Below are 20,946 nucleotides of genomic sequence, written 5' to 3'. Positions count from 1 at the left end.
TGTGGCAACAAGGATGTAAATTTCTTAGGAGTGAGTATGTCTAGTAATGTCATTTCCCTGTTTCCTGCTAAGCAGGTAGTGAACCGAAGTCGGTTGGTACTTTTGCCCGTCATTGGTTTGCTGATCTTTTTGGCAATGTGGCACTTAGCAGCGAGAGAAGTGCAAACCTCATTAGGTACGCTACCGGGGCCTGTGCAAACTTTTCAGCAGTTCAGCAACCTTGTCGATGACCATTGGCAAGAGCGAGAAAAGGAACAAGCGTTTATCGAACGTCAGGAAAAACGCAATGCTGCGAAGTTAGTCAAGAATCCGGATGCGGAAGTGAAGATTCGTCCTTACACAGGTAAACCGACGTTCTTCGACCAAATCATAACAAGCTTAGTGACTGTTACTGCCGGCTTTCTATTGGCGACTGTCATTGCGATTCCACTTGGCATCGTGCTTGGTCTGAATCAAGGACTGTATCAAGCGTTCAACCCAATCATTCAATTGCTCAAGCCCGTATCACCTTTGGCTTGGCTGCCTATCGTCACTATGGTGGTGAGTGCAACTTATGTGAGTGATGATCCGATGTTTGCTAAGTCGTTCATCAACTCACTGATCACTGTGGCGCTGTGTAGCTTATGGCCGACGCTGATTAACACCGCAGTGGGCGTAACGAGCGTTGATAAAGACTTAATCAACGTGAGCAAAGTGCTCCAACTTTCGTGGTGGCAGCACATTCGCACTATCGTTTTACCTTCTGCCATTCCAATGATCTTCACAGGTTTACGTCTCTCTTTAGGTATCGCTTGGATGGTGTTGATTGCGGCAGAAATGCTCGCTCAGAACCCAGGGTTAGGCAAGTTCGTTTGGGATGAGTTCCAGAACGGCAGTTCAGCATCATTGGGGCGCATCATGGTGGCAGTCATCACTATTGGCTTTATCGGTTTGATGCTCGATAGAGGCATGCTGCAACTTCAAAAGTGGCTGTCTTGGAATAAACAACAAGCGTTGAGATAAGGGAAAAGATCATGGAAAAAGCATTATTAGATCTAACGCGTTTAGGGATGCGATTCCCAACGCCAGATGGCGAGTTCATCGCGCTTAAGAACGTTGATTTACAAATCAATAAAGGTGAGTTTGTATCGCTGATTGGCCACTCTGGCTGCGGTAAATCAACGGTATTGAACTTAGTCGCAGGGCTGCACATGCCAACAGATGGCGGCGTGATCGTCGATGGACGAGAAGTATCCGGACCAGGGCCTGACCGCGCAGTGGTGTTCCAAAACCATTCATTATTGCCTTGGTTAACCGTGTATCAAAACGTTGAGCTCGCAGTAAAACAAATTGCCGGCAAAAAGGGCAAAGCGTGGATTCAGGAACAAGTGAACCACTATTTGGAGTTGATTCAAATGCAGCATGCCGCGCACAAAAAGCCCGATGAAATCTCGGGTGGTATGAAGCAGCGAGTCGGCATCGCGAGAGCACTGGCACTTCAACCGAAGGTTCTGCTGATGGATGAACCATTTGGCGCGTTGGATGCGCTAACACGCGCGCATTTACAGGACGCACTGATGAAGATTCAAGCCGAGCTAAACAACACCGTCATCATGATTACCCACGATGTGGATGAAGCGGTGTTGCTATCCGACAAAATCGTGATGATGACTAATGGACCGGCGGCAACTATTGGTGAAGTGTTAGAAGTGAATCTACCTCGCCCTCGTGAGCGTGTCGCACTGGCAGATGATGCGCAGTATCAGAAGTGTAGACAAGCAGTGCTGAAGTTCCTTTACGAGAAGCAATCCAAAGTCGAGATTCCTGCTTCGAAAGAAGACAAACCCAAAACTGCAGCGCAAACGGCATAAGGAGGCAGCGATGAACAGTCCTTTAACGATTCCAGTAAAGAACGCATTGAGCCACATCGTTGTGGTAGGCAACGGTATGGTCGGGCAACACCTCGTCGAGCAATTAGTGCAGAAAAACGCGCATTTGGAGCACCGAATTACCGTGATTGGTGCAGAGCGTTTTATCGCGTATGACCGTGTACAGTTGTCCTCTTTGTTTGCGGGTAAGTCTCATGATGATTTGATGCTGAGTAACCAAGAATGGTACGACATGCATGGCATCCAACTTGTACTTGGCAGCCAAGTAACAGGCATAGACAGAGAGCAAAAGCGCATTCTGCTTGATGGTGAAGATGTGCTGGGTTACGACCAACTTGTGCTCGCTACTGGTTCGTACCCATTTGTGCCGCCAATTGAAGGTAAAGACCGCGACAACGTGTTTGTCTACCGCACGCTTGATGACCTTTCACAAATCAAAAAGGCATGTGAAGGTGCAAGAACAGGTGCAGTGGTTGGCGGTGGCTTATTGGGTTTAGAAGCGGCAAACGCACTCAAGCTATTGGGGCTAGAAACTCACGTTATTGAATTTGCTCCCCGCCTGATGCCCATGCAGTTAGACGATGGTGCTGGCTTAGTACTAAAAGAGAAGATTGAAGCGCTAGGGCTAACCGTTCACACTTCAACGGGGACGGAGCGAATCTGCGATGGTGAAACGGCTAAGCATCGAATGGTGTTTAAAGACAAAGATCCTCTCGAAGTGGATGTGATTGTCTTCTCCGCAGGCATTCGTCCTCAAGATGAGTTGGCAAGGCTGGCTGAGCTAGAAATAGGCGAGCGAGGCGGCATTGTGATTAATAACCAATGCCAAACCAGCGATGAGAACATATACGCGATTGGTGAATGTGCCCTTTGGGAGCAGAAGATATTTGGTTTAGTCGCACCCGGTTACACCATGGCGAGAACGACTGCCGATGTCTTGACTGGTATGCCGAGCGAAGGTTTTAAAGGTGCTGACATGAGCACCAAACTCAAGCTGCTTGGGGTGGATGTGGCGTCTATCGGCGATGCACAAATGCAAACCGAAGGCGCACAGGAAATGGTGTTGCAAGATGCGGTTGCAGGCATCTACAAAAAGCTGGTGGTTGATGCGAGCGGCACCCAATTGCTTGGTGCGATTCTCGTTGGTGACAACAGCGACTACGATGCGCTCTTACAGTGTTATTTGAACAAAACGGTTCTACCAGACCACGCCGCGAACCTGCTGTTTGATACCGGAATGCTGGACGGAGAGATGCCAGACAGCGCTATCATCTGCTCTTGTCACAACGTCACAAAAGGCGACTTAGTTGCCGAGATTCAAGCCGGCACTACCAACCTGACAGACCTTAAAGCCAACACCAAAGCCGGTACTGGCTGTGGTGGCTGTAGCAATATGGTGAAGTCGGTATTGGATACTCAATTGGCAGCCATGGGGGTAGAGGTTAACAACCACCTTTGTGAGCACTTTGAGCTCAGTCGCCAAGATATGTTCCATATTTGCCAAGTGGAACAGATCAAAGACTTCGACACCTTAATTGCACTGCATGGCAAAGGGCATGGGTGTGATATTTGTAAGCCGACAGCGGCATCTGTGTTTGCTTCTTTGTGGAATGAACACATCATGGAGCCACAGCATCAATCTCTGCAAGATTCTAACGATGCTTTTATGGCAAACCTGCAAAAAGATGGCTCTTACTCAATTGTACCTCGTGTTCCGGGCGGCGAAATTACACCAGATAAACTTATCGTGCTAGGCGAAGTTGCGCAGCAATATGATTTGTACACCAAGATCACCGGCGGTCAGCGCGTGGATTTATTTGGTGCGCAGTTAGAGCAACTCCCAGAAATCTGGCAAACCTTAATTGATGCTGGTTTTGAAACAGGGCACGCCTACGGCAAATCGGTGCGCACCGTGAAATCTTGCGTCGGTTCTACGTGGTGTCGTTATGGTGTTGATGACTCGGTCGGATTAGCCATTGAGTTAGAGAACCGCTACAAAGGATTGCGAGCGCCCCATAAGCTTAAATTTGCCGTATCGGGCTGTACTCGCGAGTGTGCAGAAGCGCAAAGTAAAGACATTGGGGTGATCGCTACTGAAAACGGCTGGAATCTATACGTTTGTGGTAATGGCGGCATGAGACCAAGACACGCTGATTTGTTTGCATCCGACTTATCCAAATCAGAGTTGATCACCATGATTGACCGAGTTTTGATGTTCTACGTCAGCACCGCTGATCGCTTGCAGCGTACGTCTGTGTGGATGGAGAACATGGAAGGGGGCTTAGATTACCTTAAGCAAGTGATTCTGGATGACTCTCTCAATCTATGTGACTCTTTGGATGAACAAATGGCACGAGTCGTAGATACCTATCAATGTGAGTGGAAGAGTACGCTGGATAATCCTCAAAAATTGCAACGCTTCCGTCCTTTCTTGAACAGCACGTCGGGCAGTAAAGTCTTACCGTACCAACGTGTGCGCGGTCAGCGTATTCCAGTGAAACAGGAGGTGTAAATGGCAGCTTTAACCAAAGTGAAATTGTGTCAGCTTGATGACTTAATGCCGTTTATCGGTGCCACTGTATTGATTGAAGGCGAGCATGTCGCGTTATTCTACATTCCTGATAGTGGTGTTTACGCCGTTCAGGATTGGGACCCAATTGGTAAGGCTTATGTGATGAGTCGAGGGATTGTCGGTGATATTGATGGTGAGATGTGTGTTGCATCACCACTGTATAAACAGCACTTCAGTTTAAAGAGTGGGCAATGTTTGGAAGACGATGCGCACTGTCTAAAAACGTGGCAAGTAATAGTCGACGATAATCAGGTTTGTTACTTAGTCGAAGAATGACCCTCGAAACTAGCTTGCTCGATATGATTAAATTCTTAGCGTAAGAGATGAGCGAATAAAGCTCCAGAGACAGCCAGTATGGCTCTGGAGCTTTTTACTATTTGGAAGGATTCACTTGCAGTTCGGTATAGCCAGTCGAGTCGTCCATCGCTCTAGTAAACTCAAGTTCTGAGTAAGAATGGATGATCAATTCTGCGGTAGTATCAATCACTGTGCCTTCCAACAAATGCCCACCCCAAACTCGTCCTTCACGATCAGACACCGAGATATGAACGTGTTGATGTTCAGCCGTTAGGGTTCCCATCACAGAGACAATTTCAAATGGCTCTTGTTTGGTTAACGTACTATCTGCACCTGCCAAACGAAGGTTGAGGTCAGAGGTACAGCCAACGCATGAGGCAATCGAGCCTGCTTTGATGCCATGCTGCTCGACCAATTTCGCTAGGCTCAGCTTTAAGTCCATGCCTTTGGTAAGACGTACTGCTATCACTTCAATCGACATGTCACTTCCTAATCAAAACTAGCAAGCAGGAAAGCGCGGTATCCAAGTCGGCATAACGTTTGGCTTTGCCAAGTACGCGCATACCTTGCATGTTGTTGAGAACAAAACGAGCGAGCTCTTCTGGTTTCAGCGTTTTCGGCACTAAGGTTTCTTTTTGCGCATTGGTCAGCGCATCCGCAATGATGTCGATAAGATGGTCAAATAAGAAATGCCCTTTGCGCAGTACGTCATCATCTTCGCCAGCGTGCTCAATCAACGCATTTTGAATAAAGCACCCACAGTTGCGTTTGCGTTGCAGCTCAGCAAAAGATTTAAGGAACGATTCCAACTCAGGTAATGACGCGTCGTCTTTTTCCAAATCATTCAGTGAGGGTAGCGAGACCTTTTTTAAGTAAGTATCGAGCGCTTCGTAGTAGAGCTGCTGCTTGTCACCATAGGTGTTGTAAAGACTGAAGCGGTTGATGTTCAACTCGTCGGTGAGATCCGAGATAGACGTGTTCGCAAAGCCTTTGCGCCAAAACACATCCATAGCCACGAGAAGCTTTTCATCTCGGTCGAAGTTGGCTTTTCTTGCCATAAATTACCTGCCTGGGTCTGCTTATCGGGTAATTAAATTGCTTTGGAGGGATGGTACAGAGAACCTCTAGCGTTCGAACTGAACCAATATGATGAATACCCATCTATTCTTGGGTATCAGCCCCCAAATTCATGTGAACTCACAAACGGCATCAAAAATCTCGCTCAGCAAACAGACCCACAACTGTTTGAAAATTTTTGATAGTGAAGTTCTTGACTGATCGTTTATAAACTGGCTACAGTATATCCTAACCAATCGGTTAGAAAAAGATAAAAGGATGTGAAATGAAGCTCTATGAAACCGCAATGACTCCAAGTTGTAAGCGAGTTAGCATTTTTCTAAAGGAAATCGGTGGCGAGGTTGAGCGAATTGCGCTGAACGTTCGTGAGGGCGATAACCTATCTGAACCGTTTAAATCGAAAAGCGTGAACGGTAAAGTGCCTCTACTAGAACTGGATGATGGCACAGCGATCTGCGAAAGCGTGGCGATTTGTCGCTACCTAGATGAAGCGTTTGAAAATGATCTGGCGCTGTTTGGTGCTAACCAGCTCGAACGTGCTCAGGTGGAAATGTGGCATCGTGTGGTGGAGTTCCAAGGACTAAATGCGGCATTTCAGGCGTTTCGAAACATGACCGGAGTTTATGGAGACAGAGAACGTTGCGTTGAAGCATGGGGCGAAGAATCAAAACAACGCGTCTACGAATTTCTGCCTGTCTTAGACAAGCGCCTTGAACATAATGATTTTATCGCCGTAGACCATTTTACTATCGTCGATATAACAGGCTTTATTTTGATCAGTTTCGCAATTAAAGGCCTAGAAATTGATGTGCTATCGACGTCGCCAAGCATTGCTCGATGGTATAACCAAATTTTAGCTAGACCTGCATTTCAGAGTTAATCTATTGCAGCGAGTGGATGATAGCTCGCTGCTACCACCTTACAGATTCTTAACTCAGCAGGATATTCAAATTTTTTCAGATTTTTCTTATTTTTTCTCCTATCGCCTATAATTGGAAAAACAACCTCAATTTGCTTCGTTGCGTTTTAGAGCCTCGAGCTCTTGGTCCGTAGACGCTCTCTTTCATCATGGAAAGTCTAATAATAGACAAGGAGAGGTCATGAATATTCAAGTGAAAACTATCAATAATATTCTAATAGCCCTGTTAATGGTTTCGGTTTTTGGTCTATTCGCACTATACCTCAATTACACACAGCAGAATGAACAGATTGAAAGGCTGCAAAGTCAGTTAATCGAAAAAGAGCATCAGATACTAATTTCTAATGAAGCGTTGTCTTACACTCGATATCAACACCAATTATTAGCCGAAGACTACAGCCGTTTTAGAAATGAGCAGTCAGTGACTAGTGTTTTGCGTTAGCCAGTATAGCACCACTTTAAGGAGGCAGATGAAACCCATTCTTTTGGTCGATGACAGTAAAACAGTGCTGCTTTACATCAGCAGTGCATTGGAAAAGCAAGGCTATGAAGTGCTTGCTGTTGAAGACGGACGAGCGGCGCTCGAAGTGCTAACCCACCGCCCTGATATTCAGTTTGTGCTGAGTGATTTAATGATGCCTGGAATTAACGGTATTGAATTGTGTCGCCAATTAAAATCTAAAGTTAGCGAACGTTACATTTTCTTTGTTCTACTGTCTTCTAGAAATGACCAAAGTTCGATCGTGAAAGGCATTGATGCTGGCGCAGATGATTTCGTAGATAAAAAGACGTCTGTAGAGGAACTTCAGGCCAGAATCCGTGCGGGATTTCGTACTTTAGAACTGCACAACAAACTTGTTGAGAGAAATAAAGAGCTAGATGCGGCCTATCAAACAATTCACCAAGACCTACAGTCTGCTAGTCATCTGATGGAGCAACTACTCCCTGCTGAATCAACTATTCAGAATGTAAATTTTAGCTATGTCTACAAACCATGCTCCCAGATTGGTGGTGATATGTTGGGGTATTTGGAGCTCGATGAACAACATGTTGCGTTTTATGTATGTGATGTTTCTGGTCATGGTATTTCTTCAGCTTTGATGGCTTTTTCTATTCAACAGACACTATCTCAAAGTCAGGGGCCTGATTCGATCACGATGGAGTTGAGAGATGACGGCTATTGCGTAAGTGAGCCAGCATCTGTGATTGAACGGCTAAATCGGCGTTATCAGCAAACTAGAAACAGTCAACTTTACTTTACTATGGCTTACGCCATTCTTAACACAAAATCAGGGCGACTTAGCTATTGCACGGCTGGCCACCCCAGGATCTTAGTTTGGCGAGCGAGTACGAAAACGATGGAACAGATAGGTGACGATAACTTTATCGTTGGTGCAATGCAGCCGATGGAATATATCGGTAACCAAATTAGTCTGGATGAGGGCGATGCATTGTGGCTTTATTCGGATGGTTTGATTGAAGCGAGGCAGGGTGAGGAAATGTTTTCACTACAACGATTGGCATCGAGTATAAAAGCTGTTTGCACGCTGACAGTTGAAGACCAAGTGGGAGACGTCTTTAAAAAAGTACAATCTTGGCATAACGAAGATGAGTTTGATGATGATGCGAGCCTTTTACAGGTAAAATGGCATGGTGAGAGGCTCGACTTTAAGGAAAAGAATGTCAAAGAGCGAATTTAAACGAACTTACGGGAGCTCCCTTACTCACTCACGAAGTGCGAGCAAAGACGTTGTTCGGTTTTTGATGGGTCATCAAATCCCCTTAAATGCAATTCAATCATTGGAGCTTTGTGTCGTTGAGCTCATGAATAACGCTTATATTCATTCTTACAGTGAAATAGAAGGCCTGCCAATTGAAGTGGAGTGTAGGGTTGGGGATGACCAAGTGTCCGGTTTCGTGGAACTGAGAGTCTCTGATTGCGGAGCGCCGATCAATGAAAAGACGTTCATCCAACATAAAAACAAACAGATTGAGGCACCTAACTTAATGGATGACGATAGTTGGTCCTCCTCTGGTCGCGGACTGATGTTAGTCGCTCAATTATCTGACCTGTTTAAATTGGAAAAAGGTTTCGAAAACAATACGTTTGTTGTAGTGAAAAGGAATAGGGAGAGAAACTAACAACCAAGCAAAGTCGATTTCCTTCACTTGGTCCCTAGCGTTAACCTGACGGTTGCGTTGTATATCATTGTTATTTTGTATTCGTTGTTGGTGCCGGTGATAGTAACGCCTCCAACTCTTCTGGTGTTAGAATATCACTGATGTTTAACATATTACTTTCATCATCTAGCGCCATCTTTGTACGGCTAAGTAAGTACCTTTTTTGAGTTGGTGTTAGGTCTTTGAGAGACTCAATCAACTCCCTGAAATTGCTATTATTCATTGCCATATTTCCCCCAGTTAAGCCTTGAATTTCTTTATTGCATATTCTTCAAGTAAGCGAAGATTTGTTGATTAATTGCAGCTAGCTCTTTAGTAACTATAGCTATATCTGAGCTATCTGGCGCTGTATCGTTTCTGGTTTTTTCTTCTATTCTTTGAAACGCAATGACCGCGGTGTCTTCTCCGAAACTCTCTAGAATGCCTTTTAAACTATGAGCTAATAGATAGAGTTCTGACCAACATCTGCTTGCATATAGCTCATCTATACGCTCTATATCATTCGTGTGATCTTCAAGGTATGTAGAAAAAACAGTGACGATCAGATCTACGTCGTTATCCATGTATGTATTGAGAACATCAAAATTAATCATGTATACCCCTATTAAACGTTGAGGTAGAGGAATGTTTCGGATAATGAAGGCTTAGCCGAAGGTATGAATGGCATAACCAGTATTTGAGCAGAAATAGTTTGCTTGTCGCTTGAGATAAACTTACAAAAAGAAAGTCATTGTTAAAGATATTTTGACTTATATCCAAACGGCAATGGTCGAAATGTAGGGATGAAAAAACTTCAACTCGTGTGTTTTTAACACAAGTAGCAAAGGGGACGTTTCCAAGTAAAACGGCGAGTCGGTAAGTGTCTTGCAGTCCTAGTTTAAGGCTATCGTTACATACGGACGCCAGACGTTCGCCAACTTTGACTATTCCTTCAGTCAAGGCTAACTCTCCTCATTAAGTACAAGTATAAATTAGCAATCTAGTTGCATATTGGCAAGTAATCTGCGGCAAAAAAGGGACTCGCGTCCCTTTTGTATTACTAGCTTTGCTTAGAGTCCTGTTCTATTTGCTTCATAAGCTCGTTGGCTTTCTTCATAGCGCGTCTTGCGCTTGAAGTCCTTCTCTTATTAAGTAATATATCGGAGAAGCGTAAGTATTTATCAGCAGTTTTGAATCTTAAATCGTTAACATCCTGAAAACCAATAGGAAAGTTTTTCGAGAACAGATCCATATCCTTCACCAAGTTATCGAGATGAGTTGTCGTCCTTGCCTTTTCTAGGCGAGAATAAAAGTTTTCAAACTCTTCTTGGAACAGGATTCTAGCGGCATCTTCTGGAAACGGTAGAGGGCTGTTGGAATCTAGCGCTGTCTCATATAATTTCATTTCCAGCACTGCATCTTTCATCGCATTACTTATCTGTAAGTTCTCTTGATGCTCTTCTACGTTTGAAAAGAAGGTGTTCCCAACCTTAATAAGAGCAACAAGTGCAGCTGCGTCTTTCTTTTTGAGTGCTTCAGTGAGGTGCTGACCGAAAACATCGCTAGATAACGAACTTGGCGTGAAAGGATAACCTTGATGAATCTGATTTAACTCATCCTTGAGCTCATAGATGGATTTACTGCCGTCTTCTTTACTGTACCGAGACTTTTCAAGTTGACTGTTGATTTGCCTTGCTATCGAAAGTAACGTGGAGTGCTTGCTTGACTGAATATCTAAGGCAAGAACTTCTATTTTATGTGAGTCAGGGTAGTAGGTTTTTGCTTTATCAAGTATGGACTCAATTTCATCATAATTCGGGTAGTTGTTGGCATCAGAATTCAAAACCTGATCAATTTCAGATTCAAACTCGCTGAGAATATAGGTCTTGTGTAAGCGTAATAAGCCAGCCTTAACGACTGGATGTAAGCTTTTTTCACTATCAATCAGTGCCAAACTTTTTTCTGCTGGCGTATCAAGCTGCCACTCTTGTCCGGCAATTTGATCATTTTGCTTGCTAATAACGGTTTCCAAAGTGGCGATGGTTTCTTGTTGCTGCTGATAACCAAATACAATGCCGCTAACTAATAATATACTCGCTGCCGCGCCGCTAGCAATAGGCCAATAGCGCATATTCAATTTGCGTTTCAACTGCTCAGGGGTCAGCTCGTACGGAATGATGCCAGTTGAAAATACGCTTGAAAATATTGGCCACTTAGATGCAGGCATGTTAGTTGGTTTAGAGACCTTGATCTTCTTTTTGAGAGCTTCATTAACTGGAGTTCTTGCGTAAGGGTGTTTGCAACTCAATAACTCGTAAGCAATACAAAATAGAGCAAACATATCGTCGCTTAAGTTCGGTTCCTTACCGGATAACAGGTTGAGTGATGCATAGTTGGGAGTATAACCAAGCGTTTCAACATTTTCGGATTTACGTTTAGCCGCATATTGATCCTGCTTTAATTGATGAGTTTTAGATACACCAAAATCAAGCAGCTTAACGTCACCCTCAGACGTTAAAATCACATTAGCGGGCTTTAGGTCGGCGTGCACTACACCAAGAGAGTGAGCATATGAGAGTGCATCGAGTACCTGATTTAGGATTGATAAAGTTGCATTAAACTTCAGCCCATGGGGCCTAGAACGCTGTATTAAACTCTCTAATGTTTCTCCGTTAATATACTCCATAACTAAAAAGTATATTTCGCCATCAACACCAAAATCAAAAACCCTAATGATATTAGGGTGGCTTAACCTTTGAGTTTGTTGAGCTTCACGTATTAACATGCGTGCAGTCTCTGGTTGAGAAGCAAACTCTTTCTGTAATATTTTTAACGCAACGTAGGGTGTTTCTGAACCTGAAGATTCAAGAATCTTATCTTTAGCTAAGTAAACATCGCAAAGCCCACCATGCCCAATAACCGACTCAATTTCATACCGATTTTTAACGGTCGTTCCTATTAAGCTTTCGTTAATAACATCTTTGTTATTATTTAATGAGTCATCTTTATTGTTTTTTTTCTTATTAACTAACGGAGTGTTTTCTTTTTGAGACAGTTTTGTATTTGTTTCATTTCTATTTTTAACGGAGGTTTCATTATTAGTGAGTTTGGTTGATTTAATTGCATTGTCTCGTTTTTGAGTCTTTACAATTTTAGTTTTATCTCCGCTTTCTTCGTTATTTATAGAATTGTTTTTATTACTGTCTTCCATCACAAGAACTCCGTATAAATGATGGGGGAATATATACCTTTCTGCTCAATGAAAAGTCATTATGTTAGAATTTCTCGGCCAAACTAACATTCGTTTTTTTATTGATGAAAGTCTAAGTGTCAAAAATTTGAACTTGGTTGGATAATTAAAATTGTTGAACAATACGTGATTGCTTTGATAAAAAAATGATTCATTATTCCGTGCATGATTTTCAATGGCAGTATTAAGATTTTTATTAATCTTACTGTTAATAAGAAGCCAGTTAATAATAAAATTAAAAATAATATCTAGCAGGTCTTTGGCGAGGTTTACATGAAGTTGGTTTTAACCATAACAAGTTTTCACAAATTTACTCCAGAGATTGAGAGTGAGTTCGTGTTTGAATCAAGTGATGAACATGCCAAGGTTACATTTGGTAGGTCTGAACAATGTGATTGGACACTACCAGATCCTGAAAGAGTGGTATCCGGAACCCACGGAGAACTGATTAAGTTTGGTGACAAATACTTGATAAAAGACCTCTCAACTAATGGTACTTTTGTAAATAATGCTGTAACTCCTGTGGGTCAAGGAAATGAAATAGCACTAAGCGATGACGATATGGTTAGCTTAGGGGATTATCAAATTTCAGTTTCTATTCAAACAGATACAGATGTATTCAGTCTTGAGACAAGTAAAAGTCTTTCTAGCGCACCCCCTGAAGTAGTCTCAAGTCCATCGGAAGCAGAATTTGTGGACCTAGGCCTTAGTGCTAGTGAACTCTTAAACGAAAGTGTTCCTTCTGACTTTCAGCTAGATATTGGTTTAGTCGATGATTTTATTGATATCCCAAAGCCCGAAAAACAGAGCACCGTATCTGAAACTTTACCGAAAGTTAACCGACAATCAGAACACCTATCGACTCCCAACTTTGATACCAATGGGGGTGAACTTGCGGCTTTTGTTAGAGGGGTGGGTATAGATCCAATGATGATTCCCAGCGATAACCGAGAGGAATGGTTCGAACAACTGGGGGAGTCATTTTCTTTGATGCTAGTTGGTTTAATGGAAACACTGCATAACAGAGCAGTGTTTAAACAAACAAATCGACTTAGTCATACCGCATTTCGTAAGTCAGAAAATAACCCTTTAAAGTTTTCTGCAAACTTAGAAGATGCGATTCATAACTTATATAACCGTCAAACCGCTAGCTTCTTAAAGCCAAATGCAGCCATTAAAGAAGCATTTAATGACATCGAAAGTCATGAGCAAGCCTTAATGAAAGGTGTTGAAGGTACGGTTTCGAGTGTTATGTCACTTGTTGAACCTACTTCTATATACTCAGATGCTTTAGCGAAAGACACGGTTATTAATAAGGTTATTCCAGCTAGAAAATATGCTCAAAGTTGGAAGAGGTTTGAGGATATTCATGAAAAGTTATCCGATGATATTATCAATAAAGAGTCTCCGTTCTATTTAGAAGACTTCGCTAAGCACTATGAATTAGCATTAAAAAACAAAGGCTAGGAATTAGGGTGATGAAAAAGTTTTACCAATATATTTTGTTATTAATTTCAATGGCTTTATTTGGGTGCTCAGCAGCGAACCTAGTTGTTGATCCATACTCAGATTTAGAAATAGCAGCAAGTCATAACATTAATCCTGATTCAAACGGCAGGCCTTCTCCTGTAGTGGTGTATGTATTTGAATTAACGTCAAATACCATTTTCGAAAGCCAGGACTTTTTTTCTATTTATGAAGAAAGTGAAAAAGTCTTAGGACCTGATTTAGTGAATAAATATGAAGTTTCATTAACTCCAGGTCAGAAAGAAACATATCAAGCAAGTATGTCTCCAAAGACAGAATATTTAGGCATTGTCGTAGCGTTTCGAGATATTGAAAACTCAAATTGGCGACAAGTCATTAAAGTGGATAAGACCGGTTACAACACATATCAAGTATTGTTAGAAGATCTGTCTTTGGTCGTTAAATAACGTTTAGTTGGCTAATTATAAATGACGCAATACTCCAAGACGGCTTGGTGCGAAGGAATGTTTTTACGTCCCCAGCACTTCCAACAACAAGAACGCGCAACCTCTCAAGAATTCAAGGGCTTACATCAGTTAGGTGGGGCTTACAATTGGGGAGTTTGGAAATGTCGAGTAAAAAAACACGCGCTAAAAGATGGTCTTATTGAACTTGAGCATCTTGAAGCTGTTTTGCCAGATATGACGTTGGTTAATACGTTAATATCCAACGATTCAGTTTCGCCTCTACTTATTGATAAAAACACTGAAAATACGTTAGTAAAAATAACTCTCCCTCTTTCAAGTGTTACAGGTAAAAACGTTTCGGATGTAAGCGAATCGATCGTCTCTCGTTATGTACTTCAAGATATCGACGTGATAGATAACCTTACAGGACAAGATGAAGAAACCATCCAAGTTGCAGCCCTTAACCTAGAGTTGAAAGCGAGTAATGACAAATTAGCGGGTTATGTGGAGTTACCTATCTTAAGGATCAAAGAGGTAACTCCTGAAGGGGAAGTTATACTAGACGATGAGTACGTTCCTCCGCTTATCAACCTCCTTAGCGACAAAGTTATGTCAGCTTATCTACGTAACGTTATCGCGATGACAAAGATGCGTGCTGACGTTATTGCACAGCGCTTGATTAAGGGTAAATCTGCATCGGCATCTGCTGTTGATTTCATCATGCTCCAAATGCTGAACCGATATGAGGCGAAGTTAAAGCATTTCAGTGAGTTAGATAGGTTACATCCACTGGAATTAGCGACGACACTTAAAGGTTACATTGGTGAGTTAGCCACTTTTTCTAATAAAACTAAAAGAGTCCCAAGTTTGCTTGCGTATGATCACTTAGATGTATCAAGTGTCTATAGCGAGTTGAATCAGATACTCAGTCAGTACCTCAGTGTTGTCCTTGACCAAACTGCGACCAAACTTCCGTTGGAGCCTCGCCAATACGGTATTCAAGTGACGCCGCTTCCAGATAAACGCTTGCTTGAGTCATGCCAATTTGTGCTAGCAATTAAAGCAGACACCACAACAGATGAAATAAGACGCCTGGTCCCAGCGCAACTCAAGTTTGGCCCGGCAGAACAGATTCGCGATCTAATTAATAATCAGATCAACGGTATAAACGTAGTGCCGTTGAGTGTCGTCCCGAGACAGATTCCTTACCAAACGGGCTATGTTTATTTCGAAGTTGTCAAGAAAGGGCCATTTTGGATGAGGCTAAAAGATAGTGGCGGTATTGCGCTTCACCTATCAGGGCATTTTCCGAATGCTGAACTTGAGCTTTGGAGTATTAATCAATAGGCGCGCTCTGTATGGAACAAACGATAGTAAAACCAACACCGGGTGGAAGAGCACCCGCATCGAAACCACAATCAGAAAAGTCTGTGGATAATACCGTAGTTATCTCAAAAAGTCCTGGATTGGTGAACAATGATTCAGTGGTCGCTTATGGGAATAACTCTCTACTAGCAGAGGCGAATGGCCTGTTATCTATTATCGGTCAAATTCGCTCGACAGCGACTCATTCCGATCCGTTGTTTCTAAAAGAGACATTGGCACAAAAGCTTAGAGATTATGAGAACCGATTACGTCAGCATGACGTTGATTTGGATACCATTGATACAGCTCGTTATTGTTTATGCTGTTCACTAGATGAAGTTGTCCTTAACACCAATTGGGGTGGGAATTCATTCTGGAGTCACGATTCATTACTTAGCTCCTTCTATGCTAGCAGTCAAGGTGGGGAAGCGTTCTTTAAGCATCTTGATAAGTGCATGGCGAAACCAGATGTGAACTTAGATTTGCTTGAACTAATGTATGTGTGCTTATCTCTCGGGTTTCTGGGTCAATACCGTTTAGAAAAAAATGGACTGGAATCGCACCGGAAATTGAGAAGACAGGTTATTGCTACTCTTAAGACTTATGGGAGAGGAGTCCCTCAGGAACTAAGCAATAGTATCGACCAACACATTTTGAATGGCTCAAAGGCTTCTGATAGAGCTCCTCTTTGGGTTGTATGTTCTGTAACGGCGGCACTATTGGTCTGCATATATATGTATTTTAGTTATGAGCTAAATAAGGCATCCAATCGCACCTTTTCTCAATTAGTCAATTTGATTCAACCGCAACAACTTAACCAAGATGCAACGTCAGAATCAAAATCAGCGCCAATTGCAGAAAAGATTTCAATGTATCTAGCAACTGAGATCGGTAAGGGGCTAATCAATGTTGAGCCGCTGCAAGACAGGGTAAGAATTTCGTTAAAGTCTCAAGATCTATTTGAATCAGGTAGTGCTGATGTTGTCGCTTACATCCAACCCGTTATTTCTAAGCTTGCGAGAACATTGGAGTCGACCCAAGGCAAGATCATTGTTACTGGTCACACCGACGATAGGCCTATTTTCACGAGTAAATATCCCTCGAACTGGCACCTATCATTAGCTCGAGCCACTGCTATGTCTGAACAACTGATCTCGAATAGTGCATTAGAAGGGCGAGTGATACCCGAGGGATTGGGGGATGCAAGACCATTAGTTGAAAACAGTAGTGATGAAAACCGAGCTATTAACCGCCGGATTGAAATCGACCTTCTTGTCGCGAATTAATAATAGGTAGATAGAGATGCGTATTAAAGAAATTGGCAGAATATTTACTCAAAGATGGTTTCTCGGTCTTATAGGTGTCGCTGCTTGTTCTATTTTCATTTGGGTTGTTGGTCCACTTATTGCGATAGCGGGATATGAGCCCCTAAAGAGTGACTTTCAACGGCTAGTCACTATTCTAGTGTTGGTGTTGCTTTGGGCGATATTTAACGTTACCAAGCAGCATAAGCAAAAGGTGAAAGAAGACGAAAGTATTCAAACGTTGCTTGAGGTTGATAGCCTATCAGATAAAGAAGCGGCAAGTGAAATTGACTTAATGCGCGAGCGTATTGAGCAAGCTGTCAAAGTAGTGACGAAAACACACAAAGGCAAGAGAAGCTTGTATGACTTACCGTGGTATGTGTTGATTGGCCCTCCTGGAACGGGGAAAACAACCGTATTAAAGCAGTCGGGGTTAGAGTTTCCATTAGGAGACAGCCTTGGCTCTGACTCTATTGCCGGTGTAGGTGGCACTCGCCACTGTGATTGGTGGTTTGCAAATAAAGCAGTTCTTATAGATACGGCTGGCCGGTATACGACACAAGACAGTCAAGAAAAGGTCGACTCTAAAGCGTGGCATGGTTTCTTAGGATTGTTGAAAAAGTATAGAACGCAAAGACCAATTAATGGTGCGATTGTTACGATAAGCTTAGCCAGCGTGATGTCTCAGACTCGAACCGAGCGAAGTCTTCATGCTCGAGCAATTAAGTCGAGACTTCAAGAACTGAAAAACCAGTTAGGCATGCAGTTTCCGATTTACGTATTGCTCACCAAAATGGATTTAGTTGCCGGTTTCAATGAGTTCTTTGCCGATTTAAGTAAGGAAGAGCGAGAGGAATTATTTGGTTTCATGTTCCCTCGTGAAGTGGATGATGAAAGAGGCGTTATTTCTCTATTCAACAAAGAATTTCATGGCATGTTGGAGCGCCTTGATGCCCGTATGCTTAGAATACTTGAAACAGAGGACGATTTAGATAAACGCGCGCTTATCTTTGAATTTCCAAAGCAATTAAGAGTGCTACAAGCTAATCTTGACGAGTTTTTAGCTGAAATTTTTGCACAAAACAGTTTTGAAGAGCCTGCCTTGATTCGTGGTGTGTTTATGTTGAGTTCGGTTCAAGAAGGCTTACCAGTCGATAAGCTGATGAATGAATCAACCAATGGACTTGGGTTAAATCGTTTAGCTCTAGCAAAGAGTCAGACTGGTTCTCATAGTTATTTCGTAAAGAATCTTTTTGACAAGGTTATTTTCAAAGAGCAACTGTTAGGAACAGTTAATCGTCACTATCAAAAGCAGTCAGGTTGGATGCGTCGAGGTGTTTACATTGGATGTACAACGCTACTGCTAGGAGCTTCTGCGCTTTGGTTTATGAGTTATAAGTGGAACTCACAGTTAATTGTCGATACCAATGAACAAGCTAGCCATATTGATGCACTGATTGGCGCTCAAAGTTTAGATTTTGAAGCGGATATTGTTTCAGCTGTAGAAACATTAGATAGGTTGATGACGCTTCCTCTCGGAAAGCAAAGCAACTACGGTGATGCCGACTCTGTAAAGAGGTTTGGTCTCTATCAAGGAGACAAAGTATCTCAGGCGGCAAACAATGCATATTCTGATGCTTTGACCCAATTTTTCGCCCCTTTGCTTCTTGATAGCCTGGTGTCAGAAATGGAGAGCAATCAACAGCATCGTGAGTATTTGTACGAAACGTTAAAAACGTATTTGATGTTATTCAATCCAGACAAATATCAACAAGATGAAGTGTTGGCTTGGTTTAACTTTTATTTCGAACGTCAATATCCGGGTGAGCTAAACGCAGACTTAAGAAGACGCTTGCTACAGCACACTCAATATTTATTAGGCAACGATGGACAAGGCTTTACTTACAACACTGCTGCTGTGACGAGTGCTCGAAAAGTGTTGACTCAAATGTCTCTACCTGAACGTGCTTATCAGCGAATGAAAATACAATTTTCTAAGAGTCATGTACCTTCATTTCGCTTGACTGATGTATTGGGACCTAAAGGGCTTGAGCAGTTCGAGCGAGCTAGTGGAAAACCGCTATCACAAGGCATTTCGGGTTTCTACACGTACAATGGTTTTCATAGCATTTTTCAGATTCAGATCAACCGTACAGTAAAAAGCCTAATGGAAGAGAACTGGGTTTATGGTGACGATCTTAAGGCCCATGAAATTGATCAAGATAGTGCCATCCAAGGCGTTCAGTCTCGATACTATCAAGATTATGTTAATGAATGGAAAACGTTGATCGAAGATATTCAATTGAAGCAGGCTCCGAGCCTAGAACTTGCGACAGAGCAAGCGAGGGTTTTATCTGGAGTTGAAAGACCAATCGAATCTTTGTTGAGAGCAATCCAAAAAGAGGTTGCTCTATCAAAAGTATCATTGTCAGAAAATCAAAAAGCCGCTTCTGAAGTTGTTGGTAAAGTTGCCAAAGTTAAGTTTTCAAATACGGCAGATAGACTAGACATGTATTTACCTGAAGAAAACGGTTTCAATGTTGCTCTGCCAGGTAAAGAAGTCGAATCGCATTTTTCAGAGATCTTACGCCTTGGTGAGCAAGACTTTGATGATATTCAACAAGCAATGGTTAACTTGCGTTCGTATTTAAGTGACTTATCAAGCTCTGGTAACAATCAGAAAATTGCCTACAAAAGTATTTTAGATGGAACCGTTACACAAGATGTCGCAGCTTCCTTTGCTCGTGCTAAAGAACTTTTGCCGAGACCATTTAATCAATGGCTAGGTGAGCTTTCTCAAGAGTCGGTTAAGTTTGCGGAGAGCGGTTCGAAGGATCATCTAAATCAACTTTGGGTAACACAGGTGGTCCGCCCTTATCAGCGGACTATTGCTGGCAGATATCCATTCGAGCCCAACGCGAGCAGAGAAGTTAGATTGAAAGACTTTAAGCGATTCTTTGGTTATGGAGGTACGCTTGACGCATTCTTCCAAGAATACCTCGAACCGTTTGTGGATACTTCGAAAAGTCGTTGGCGATTAGAAAAGGAAATTGGAGTTCGTCCAGAAACACTAATGGTCTTTCAAAGAGCGCAACGTATCAGGCAGTCTTTCTTTGAATCTGATAATTCCTTACGCGTAGAGTTTGGGATGAAGCCTGTTTATCTAGACCAGCACATTACTCGATTTGTCTTAGAGTTGGGTGGACAAGATTTGGTTTATAAGCATGGACCAGCAAGAGCTAAATCGTTGAGTTGGCCTGCCGGTCAAGATCAGACTCGAATTGTGTTCACACCACCTGAATCTAAACGCGAAATTGCGCATACCTATGAAGGTGAGTGGGGCATATTCAAGCTTTTGGATCAATCACTTAAAGCAAGGCCAGAATCGCGTAAAGACAATATAGTTATGATTGATTTAAAGGGAAATAAGGTGCAACTAGAGCTTATTCCTTCTAGTGCCATTAATCCGTTTTGGTCAAATGAAATGGAGAGGTTCAGATGTCCACGAACCTTATAACATCAGGCTGGGGTTATATCGGTAAAATGCCTGCAAAAGGGGACTTTGTGAAAGATGGTTTATCACAAGATTTCTCGGAGCGTTGGCATGATTGGCAACAGGCGGTTATTGCAGTCAGCAGGGAACAACTGGGTGAAAGCTGGAATGAGCACTTTTTAACGGCTCCTGTGTGGCACTTTGCTTTGGATATTAGCTATTTAGAAGACTCAACCTACATTGGTAGCATGATTCCTAGTGTTGATGCATGCGGTAGATACTTTTTCTTTACTATAACTCGTGCCGTAAAAGGTGAAGCTGCGCAATATTGGGGTGACAGAGCTTGGACCGAGGACAGTGCAGCTCTTGCTCTTTCAGTACTTGAGGACGACTTTGTCTTTGATGTTTGGCATAAGAGTACTCAAGAAAAAAATGACCTCGTTGCGAATGTAACAAGTGAAGTGAGGCCTCTGGAGTTTCTTTATCAAAGCCAAATATCTACAGTTTTTCATGATCACGGCAATACTGATCAAAACACGCTTTTGAATTACTTCATTAAAGAAAAATTGAGTAAACCATGTTTTTGGTGGACTGAAGGTTCAACGAAGGTTGAACCATGCATGTTCATTACGAGTGGATTTCCTTCAATTGGTCAGTTTTCAGCCATGCTTGATGGCGGCTGGAAAAAGTGGAATTGGTAGGATAGA

The 20,946-nt window shown here is 42.6% G+C and carries 19 protein-coding genes; 14 read left to right on the top strand and 5 right to left on the bottom strand.

The annotated features are described in order from the left end of the window. Nucleotides 1-36: 36 nt before the first annotated feature. The 4 genes from R7D93_RS00225 to nirD are packed head-to-tail and all read left to right on the top strand — an operon-like array spanning nucleotide 37 to nucleotide 4,716. Nucleotides 37-1,002, top strand: a complete 966-nt coding sequence (locus R7D93_RS00225; protein WP_079401738.1) for an ABC transporter permease — start codon at nucleotides 37-39, stop codon at nucleotides 1,000-1,002. Between the two features lie 11 nt (nucleotides 1,003-1,013). Next, a complete protein-coding gene (locus R7D93_RS00220; protein WP_064376516.1) occupies nucleotides 1,014-1,850 on the top strand; it encodes an ABC transporter ATP-binding protein in 837 nt (278 codons plus the stop codon). Between the two features lie 10 nt (nucleotides 1,851-1,860). Continuing rightward, nucleotides 1,861-4,380 (top strand): nitrite reductase large subunit NirB, encoded by a 2,520-nt coding sequence (gene nirB, locus R7D93_RS00215; protein WP_225496192.1) that lies wholly within the window; start codon nucleotides 1,861-1,863, stop codon nucleotides 4,378-4,380. Next, nucleotides 4,381-4,716, top strand: a complete 336-nt coding sequence (gene nirD / locus R7D93_RS00210; protein ID WP_054823874.1) for a nitrite reductase small subunit NirD — start codon at nucleotides 4,381-4,383, stop codon at nucleotides 4,714-4,716. It begins immediately after the preceding gene. A 97-nt stretch (nucleotides 4,717-4,813) separates the two neighbouring features. On the opposite strand, the gene R7D93_RS00205 is transcribed toward nirD, so the two are convergent. Together R7D93_RS00205 and R7D93_RS00200 are read right to left on the bottom strand one after the other, a co-directional pair. Continuing rightward, a complete protein-coding gene (locus R7D93_RS00205; protein WP_213867756.1) occupies nucleotides 4,814-5,218 on the bottom strand; it encodes a PPC domain-containing DNA-binding protein in 405 nt (134 codons plus the stop codon). A gap of 1 nt (nucleotide 5,219) precedes the next feature. Continuing rightward, nucleotides 5,220-5,795 (bottom strand): TetR/AcrR family transcriptional regulator, encoded by a 576-nt coding sequence (locus R7D93_RS00200; protein WP_005375904.1) that lies wholly within the window; start codon nucleotides 5,793-5,795, stop codon nucleotides 5,220-5,222. A 284-nt stretch (nucleotides 5,796-6,079) separates the two neighbouring features. Between R7D93_RS00200 and R7D93_RS00195 the strand changes: the two genes are divergently transcribed. From R7D93_RS00195 to R7D93_RS00180, 4 genes are all read left to right on the top strand, one after another. Further along, nucleotides 6,080-6,694 (top strand): glutathione S-transferase family protein, encoded by a 615-nt coding sequence (locus R7D93_RS00195; protein WP_213867755.1) that lies wholly within the window; start codon nucleotides 6,080-6,082, stop codon nucleotides 6,692-6,694. 220 nt (nucleotides 6,695-6,914) lie between these two features. Beyond that, nucleotides 6,915-7,175: a hypothetical protein gene (locus R7D93_RS00190; RefSeq protein WP_005375908.1), complete on the top strand. Its 261-nt coding sequence runs from the start codon at nucleotides 6,915-6,917 to the stop codon at nucleotides 7,173-7,175. Nucleotides 7,176-7,203: 28 nt separating this feature from the next. Further along, nucleotides 7,204-8,433: a PP2C family protein-serine/threonine phosphatase gene (locus tag R7D93_RS00185; protein WP_213867754.1), complete on the top strand. Its 1,230-nt coding sequence runs from the start codon at nucleotides 7,204-7,206 to the stop codon at nucleotides 8,431-8,433. Beyond that, nucleotides 8,414-8,875, top strand: a complete 462-nt coding sequence (locus R7D93_RS00180; protein WP_053349943.1) for an ATP-binding protein — start codon at nucleotides 8,414-8,416, stop codon at nucleotides 8,873-8,875. The genes R7D93_RS00185 and R7D93_RS00180 overlap by 20 nt, the downstream gene beginning before the upstream one ends. Nucleotides 8,876-8,945: 70 nt before the next feature. On the opposite strand, the gene R7D93_RS00175 is transcribed toward R7D93_RS00180, so the two are convergent. The 3 genes from R7D93_RS00175 to R7D93_RS00165 all read right to left on the bottom strand — a co-directional run bounded on the left by R7D93_RS00175 (nucleotide 8,946) and on the right by R7D93_RS00165 (nucleotide 12,104). Then, nucleotides 8,946-9,137 (bottom strand): hypothetical protein, encoded by a 192-nt coding sequence (locus tag R7D93_RS00175; RefSeq protein ID WP_025767706.1) that lies wholly within the window; start codon nucleotides 9,135-9,137, stop codon nucleotides 8,946-8,948. Nucleotides 9,138-9,171: 34 nt separating this feature from the next. Then, the gene (locus tag R7D93_RS00170; protein WP_025767707.1) at nucleotides 9,172-9,507 is read right to left on the bottom strand and encodes an Hpt domain-containing protein; all 336 of its coding nucleotides are present in this window, start codon (nucleotides 9,505-9,507) and stop codon (nucleotides 9,172-9,174) included. Nucleotides 9,508-9,953: 446 nt separating this feature from the next. Then, entirely contained in the window at nucleotides 9,954-12,104 is a 2,151-nt protein-coding gene (locus R7D93_RS00165) for a serine/threonine-protein kinase (RefSeq protein WP_225496191.1), read from the bottom strand. 312 nt (nucleotides 12,105-12,416) lie between these two features. Here R7D93_RS00165 and tagH point away from each other — a divergent pair, with 312 nt between their 5' ends. Genes tagH through tagF form a run of 6 tightly spaced genes read left to right on the top strand, consistent with a single transcriptional unit; the run spans nucleotide 12,417 to nucleotide 20,940 of the window. Continuing rightward, nucleotides 12,417-13,610, top strand: a complete 1,194-nt coding sequence (gene tagH, locus R7D93_RS00160) for a type VI secretion system-associated FHA domain protein TagH (RefSeq protein WP_005375931.1) — start codon at nucleotides 12,417-12,419, stop codon at nucleotides 13,608-13,610. 11 nt (nucleotides 13,611-13,621) lie between these two features. Next, a complete protein-coding gene (gene tssJ, locus R7D93_RS00155) occupies nucleotides 13,622-14,077 on the top strand; it encodes a type VI secretion system lipoprotein TssJ (RefSeq protein WP_017820223.1) in 456 nt (151 codons plus the stop codon). A 21-nt stretch (nucleotides 14,078-14,098) separates the two neighbouring features. Continuing rightward, nucleotides 14,099-15,424 (top strand): type VI secretion system baseplate subunit TssK, encoded by a 1,326-nt coding sequence (gene tssK / locus R7D93_RS00150; protein ID WP_080276943.1) that lies wholly within the window; start codon nucleotides 14,099-14,101, stop codon nucleotides 15,422-15,424. Nucleotides 15,425-15,435: 11 nt separating this feature from the next. Next, on the top strand, nucleotides 15,436-16,728 hold the full coding sequence (gene tssL / locus R7D93_RS00145; RefSeq protein WP_213867752.1) for a type VI secretion system protein TssL, long form: 1,293 nt from the start codon (nucleotides 15,436-15,438) through the stop codon (nucleotides 16,726-16,728). 16 nt (nucleotides 16,729-16,744) lie between these two features. Beyond that, the gene (gene tssM, locus R7D93_RS00140) at nucleotides 16,745-20,263 is read left to right on the top strand and encodes a type VI secretion system membrane subunit TssM (RefSeq protein ID WP_213867751.1); all 3,519 of its coding nucleotides are present in this window, start codon (nucleotides 16,745-16,747) and stop codon (nucleotides 20,261-20,263) included. Next, nucleotides 20,245-20,940, top strand: a complete 696-nt coding sequence (gene tagF, locus R7D93_RS00135) for a type VI secretion system-associated protein TagF (RefSeq protein WP_225496190.1) — start codon at nucleotides 20,245-20,247, stop codon at nucleotides 20,938-20,940. Before tssM ends, tagF begins: the two co-directional genes overlap by 19 nt. Nucleotides 20,941-20,946: the final 6 nt, after the last annotated feature.

This window comes from Vibrio sp. YT-15 (assembly GCF_033337445.1).
GTDB lineage: Bacteria > Pseudomonadota > Gammaproteobacteria > Enterobacterales > Vibrionaceae > Vibrio > Vibrio alginolyticus.
Note: the sequence above shows the minus strand (reverse complement) of the source record. Positions and strands in the feature narration are given on the sequence as shown.